A 5138-nucleotide genomic window follows, 5' to 3' on the forward strand; every position below is an offset into this window, starting at 1 on the left:
AACGACCAGAGAGAGTGTCGCGCCTGGTGTGCACGCCCCCCCCCCTGCCGTAACTGAAATGATTAAACGGATGAAGAGTGAAAATCTCATCCTCAAGGACAAGGAATGTGGCTATCTACTGACTGACATCGGCCTCAAACTGGTCTCTGAGATCTACCGTAAACACCGCTTGATTGAAGTTTTTCTAGTCCATCATTTAGACTATACGAGTGACCAGATTCACGAGGAAGCTGAGGTATTGGAACACACTGTATCGGACCTCTTCGTGGAGAGACTGGATAAACTGCTCGGATTCCCCAAGACCTGCCCCCACGGAGGAACCATTCCAGCCAAGGGAGAACTCTTAGTTGAAATCAATAACCTACCACTAGCTGACATCAAGGAAGCTGGCGCCTACCGCCTGACTCGGGTGCACGATAGTTTTGACATTCTCCATTATCTGGACAAGCACTCACTTCACATCGGTGACCAGCTCCAAGTCCAGCAGTTTGATGGCTTTAGCAATACCTTCACCATCCTCAGTAAAAACGAGGATTTACAGGTAAGTATGGACATTGCCAAACAACTCTATGTCGAAAAAATCGACTAATTTCTCAAGTACCCTACCAACCCTGAAAGTTTTATTTTCAGGGTTTTATTTCTATCATTTGATTTTACTTTCATTTAGTTGTAGAATATTTGTAAAAAAAAGAAAGATAGTTTAAACTATGAAAAAATCACTAAAAATTTTTGCGACATCCAAATGGTTTGACCTCTTCGGCGTTGCTTTGGTCGTTGGGATTGCGATTGCATCTGGTTACCTCAACTCCCGCCTCGATAAATTTGTAGACTGGGGACCATGGACAGCTCTTGTACCCTTTGGATTGATTTCCGTAACCAACGTTGGGATTTCCATGTTGTCCACTCGTTTCACGGGAAAATTAAGCAAATGGGGAAATTACTTTGGTATTGTTAATACCATTTTGTCCGGTGCTATTGATTATATCCTTGGAAATAAGGCAGCCATCATTACCTATCCCGTCACCTTCCTCATTTATACCTTTGCTATTAAGAAATGGGAAACTTCGCAAGAAGGCAGACCCAACCAAATGAGCCAAAAACAGGTAAAATTGGCAGCCATCATCATTTCAATCATCGCCTTCCTCTTTGCCTTTGTGACAAACTATATCGGCTATGGAGGAAAGATGAATCTCCTTGCCTACGTAACAACTATTGCCTTTGCACTGTCCCTCATTGCCAATGCTTTTAACGCATTGAAACTAACAACACAGTGGGGCTTCTGGTTGATTTACAATTTCGTTCAGCTGACAAAAGCTGGTATTCAAGGAAACTTTGCCAATATCGGAAAATACATCTTTTATATCCTCAATGCAATCGGAGCTTTATTTGTCTGGAATGATGAAGAAGTAAGATAATAGAAGAAAACTTAAATAAAAAAACAAGTCGACTTAAGAGAATCTCCCTTCTGCTATTTTTATCATTTTACTTGTAACTCCCATTCTTTTGGAGTAGAATGAAGCTAGATAAAAGAGGGAGGTCATCTTATGAAAAATCTCTTTAGAATCCATTTTATAGCAATTGCAGTCATCGATTTGCTACTATTTGCATTTTTTAGCACTAGACCCGATACAGCTTTCGACTGGCTCTTGCTCTCTGGTTTTATTTTCCTCCTTACTCAAGGACTCCTGTTATTTCGCTTGCTTGTCCAACTCAAACATCAATTCACTGAGATTTATCCTCAAATCAATAAAAAGATTCGCTTCTACTATTTAGGGGTTCTCTCCATTGATTTTCTATTTTTTGTCCTTTTAGCCTTCGTTAGTTCTCATCGTTTTTCATCTCTTATGCCAATCATCACTGCTTGCCATTCTACTTTTTATTATAGGACAGCGTACTACCTAAGAAACAACTATCCAGACTTTTATGACAAACGCATTTCTTTATGGAAGTGTCTCTAAGGAGAAGGAGGTTTTAGCATGAAAAAAATCATCTTCATCAAAAGCATTCAACTCCTTGTCATTGATGGAATCATGCTGGCATTTTTGACATTTAAAGGGGGGCTTACTTGGGACTGGATTTTGATTTATAGCGGTTGGGTCATTTTCTTTCATCCTGTGCTATTGACCTATCTTTCCAACCAACTTTGTGACCACTTTAGTCACCTCTATTCCCAGATTAGACCAAGATTCTGGCGTTTTACCTTACAAATCCTCCTATGGGATATCCTGATGATGCTCTCCTTGCTGTTTTTAAGTGATGTCCCACTTTTCCTTCAGGGAACTCTCCTAATCATAGGTCATCTCATTCCTTCCTATCGCATAAGCCAAAGCCTGAAACAAGATTTCCCCAAGGCCTATCAGGAACAGATTTCATTTTGGAGTATTTTGTAATAGATAAGAAAAACCAAGCCGGCTGGGCTTGGTTTTTCTTATCTATTTTTAGTATCAAGGATAATGGTAACTGGTCCGTCATTGACCAGCTCAACCTGCATATCCGCTCCAAAAATGCCTGTCTGAACGGGTATTTCTTGCGCTAATTTTTGATTGAAAGCATCATAGAAATCCGATGCCATATCAGGTTTGGCTGCGCCTGTAAAGGCTGGACGATTGCCTTTCTTAGTATCCGCAAAGAGGGTAAACTGAGAAATAGAAAGAATTTCTCCTTCAATATCTTTGACAGACAGGTTCATTTTGCCTTCTGCGTCTGAAAAAATCCGCATGTTGACCAGTTTTCTCACGGCATAGTCCAAATCTTCCTCTTGGTCCTCTGGTCCAACACCAACCAGCAATAGGAGGCCCTGATTGATTTTTCCCTGAACCTGACCTTCGATACTCACTTGGGCTTTTTTAACCCGTTGGATAATGATTTTCATAATAGCCTTTCTAGTAAGAGCTAGGACAATTAACCGTTAGTCCGTTTGACAGAGTAAACTTCTGGCACACTCTTAATCTTGTCCACGACCGTGGTCAGCGTCGAGAGATTGGCAATGCCAAAGGACACATGGATATTAGCAAACTTCATATCCTTGGTTGGTTGGGCATTGACCGTTGAAATATTCTTGGTTGTGTTTGAAAGAACTTGCAGTACATCGTTCAACAGTCCTGTACGGTTGAGGCCATAAATATCGATATGAGCCATATACTCCTTATTTGAGCTAGAGTACTGGTCTTCCCACTCCACATCAAGGAGACGTTGCTCATAGTTTTCTTGGGCGCGCAGGTTCATACAGTCCACACGGTGAATAGCCACACCACGCCCCTTAGTGATATAGCCAACAATATCGTCACCAGGAACAGGATTACAACACTTGGCAATCCGCACTAGGAGACCTGAGGCTCCTTCAATAACCACTCCACCCTCATGCTTAACCTTGAGGGTTTCTTTGTTCTCAACCTTGACCTCGCCACCTTTGACAAGCTCTTCTGCTTCCGCCTTGGCCTTGGCACGTTCTTCCTCACGGCGTTCCTTTTCAGTCAGACGGTTAAAGACGGTAATAGCACCGATTTCTCCAAAACCAATGGCCGCAAAAAGGGATTCTTCTGTCTTGTAGCTAGTCTTTTGCAAAACTTGGTCCATGTGACGCTTGTCCATGAATTTATTGGCCACATAGCCGTTTTCTTGGAACTGGGCCATCAACATTTCACGACCCTTGTTGACAGATAATTCCTTGTCTTGGTTTTTAAAGAACTGACGAATCTTGTTACGCGCCTTGCTGGTCTTGACCATGTTAAGCCAGTCACGGCTCGGTCCAAAGGAGTTGGGGTTGGTGACAATTTCAACCTGATCCCCTGTCTTGAGCTTGGTTGTTAGTGGAACCATACGACCATTGACCTTGGCCCCAGTTGCTTTTTCCCCGACTTTTGTATGGATTTCGTAGGCAAAGTCAATCGGTCCTGAATCTTTTGGAAGGGAACGGACAGCTCCATCTGGGGTAAAGACGTAAATCTCCTCAGCCAGATAGTTTTCCTTAACAGAATCCACAAATTCCTTGGCATCATCAGCCTGGTCTTGGAGCTCCATCATCTCCTTGATCCAGTTCATACCAATAGCTGATTCCTTGCTGTTGACCTGCCCCTTAATGCCTTTCTTATAAGCCCAGTGGGCCGCAACCCCGTACTCAGCCACCTCATGCATTTCCTTGGTTCGAATCTGGAACTCAATAGGCCCTTTTGGTCCATAAACAGTCGTATGGATAGACTGGTAACCATTGGCCTTGCGGTTAGCGATATAGTCTTTGAAGCGACCTGGCATTGGTTTCCAAAGCTCATGCACATAGCCAAGCATGGCATAGACATCACTATGAGTCTCTAAAATACAGCGAATGGCAATCAGGTCATAGATTTCCTCGAAGCGTTTCTTCTTATCCTGCATCTTGCGATAGATCGAATAGATATGCTTAGGACGGCCATAGATTTTCCCTTTGAGATTGCGTTCGGAAGTGTACTCCTCTAACTTTGTCACAACTTCATCGACCAAAGCCTCACGCTCTCTGCGTTTTTCCTTCATCATGTGAGTGATCTTGTAAAACTCAGTTGGATTGAGATAGCGGAAGGACAAGTCTTCTAACTCCCACTTGACACTAGAAATCCCCAGACGATGAGCAAGCGGTGCATAGATTTCCATGGTTTCTCTGGAAATACGTTCCTGCTTGTCTTTTCGTAGGTGGTTAAGCGTTCTCATGTTATGCAAACGGTCAGACAGTTTAACCAATATAACGCGAATATCCTCAGACATGGCCATGAGCATCTTGCGGTGATTTTCCGCTAACTGCTCCTCGATTGATTTGTACTCGACCTTACCAAGCTTAGTAACTCCATCAACAATGATGCGAACATCATGACCAAACTCTTGCTCTAAATCATCCAAGGTCGCATCCGTATCCTCAACTACGTCATGCAAAAAACCACAGGCAACTGTCACGGCATCTAACTTGAGCTTAGCTAAAATCCCTGCCACCTGAATGGGATGAATAATATAGGGCTCGCCAGATTTACGATATTGACCACTATGACATTCAACTGCGTAAACCAAGGCTTTATGTACAAAAGCAACATCTTCTTTCGATAAATATTTTTGCGTTAAAGCGACAACCTCATCGCCCGTCAAATTCACTTCTTTCGGCATCTATTCTCTCCAAT

Annotated in this window: 6 protein-coding genes; 4 read left to right on the top strand and 2 right to left on the bottom strand. The window is 42.7% G+C overall.

Annotation, left to right across the window (positions count from 1 at the left end; genetic code table 11):
- The 4 genes from QZ565_RS08115 to QZ565_RS08130 all read left to right on the top strand — a co-directional run.
- Positions 1-589, top strand: a 589-nt coding sequence (locus QZ565_RS08115; RefSeq protein WP_295528018.1) for a metal-dependent transcriptional regulator, incomplete at its 5' end; no start/stop codon positions are given.
- Between the two features lie 118 nt (positions 590-707).
- Positions 708-1415, top strand: coding sequence for a nicotinamide mononucleotide transporter (locus QZ565_RS08120; protein WP_295528021.1), 708 nt, complete (start codon positions 708-710; stop codon positions 1413-1415).
- 129 nt (positions 1416-1544) lie between these two features.
- The gene (locus QZ565_RS08125) at positions 1545-1958 is read left to right on the top strand and encodes a hypothetical protein (protein ID WP_295528024.1); all 414 of its coding nucleotides are present in this window, start codon (positions 1545-1547) and stop codon (positions 1956-1958) included.
- An 18-nt stretch (positions 1959-1976) separates the two neighbouring features.
- Complete coding sequence (locus QZ565_RS08130) at positions 1977-2390, top strand: hypothetical protein (RefSeq protein ID WP_261078507.1); 414 nt, start codon at positions 1977-1979, stop codon at positions 2388-2390.
- Positions 2391-2428: 38 nt separating this feature from the next.
- Here the strand turns inward: QZ565_RS08130 and dtd are convergent, their stop codons facing one another.
- Both dtd and QZ565_RS08140 read right to left on the bottom strand, forming a co-directional pair.
- A complete protein-coding gene (gene dtd / locus QZ565_RS08135) occupies positions 2429-2872 on the bottom strand; it encodes a D-aminoacyl-tRNA deacylase (protein WP_295528030.1) in 444 nt (147 codons plus the stop codon).
- Positions 2873-2901: 29 nt separating this feature from the next.
- Entirely contained in the window at positions 2902-5124 is a 2223-nt protein-coding gene (locus QZ565_RS08140) for a bifunctional (p)ppGpp synthetase/guanosine-3',5'-bis(diphosphate) 3'-pyrophosphohydrolase (protein ID WP_295528033.1), read from the bottom strand.
- Between the last annotated feature and the right edge of the window lie 14 nt (positions 5125-5138).

The sequence above is a fragment of the uncultured Streptococcus sp. genome (assembly GCF_915066115.1).
In the GTDB taxonomy this organism is placed as follows: Bacteria; Bacillota; Bacilli; order Lactobacillales; family Streptococcaceae; genus Streptococcus.

Bases quoted from the DNA above. Each gene is read 5' to 3' on its own strand.
- QZ565_RS08120 (WP_295528021.1), top strand. From the start codon at position 708: ATGAAAAAATCACTAAAAATTTTTGCGACATCCAAATGGTTTGACCTC.
- QZ565_RS08125 (WP_295528024.1), top strand. From the start codon at position 1,545: ATGAAAAATCTCTTTAGAATCCATTTTATAGCAATTGCAGTCATCGAT.
- QZ565_RS08130 (WP_261078507.1), top strand. From the start codon at position 1,977: ATGAAAAAAATCATCTTCATCAAAAGCATTCAACTCCTTGTCATTGAT.
- dtd (WP_295528030.1), bottom strand. From the start codon at position 2,872: ATGAAAATCATTATCCAACGGGTTAAAAAAGCCCAAGTGAGTATCGAA.
- QZ565_RS08140 (WP_295528033.1), bottom strand. From the start codon at position 5,124: ATGCCGAAAGAAGTGAATTTGACGGGCGATGAGGTTGTCGCTTTAACG.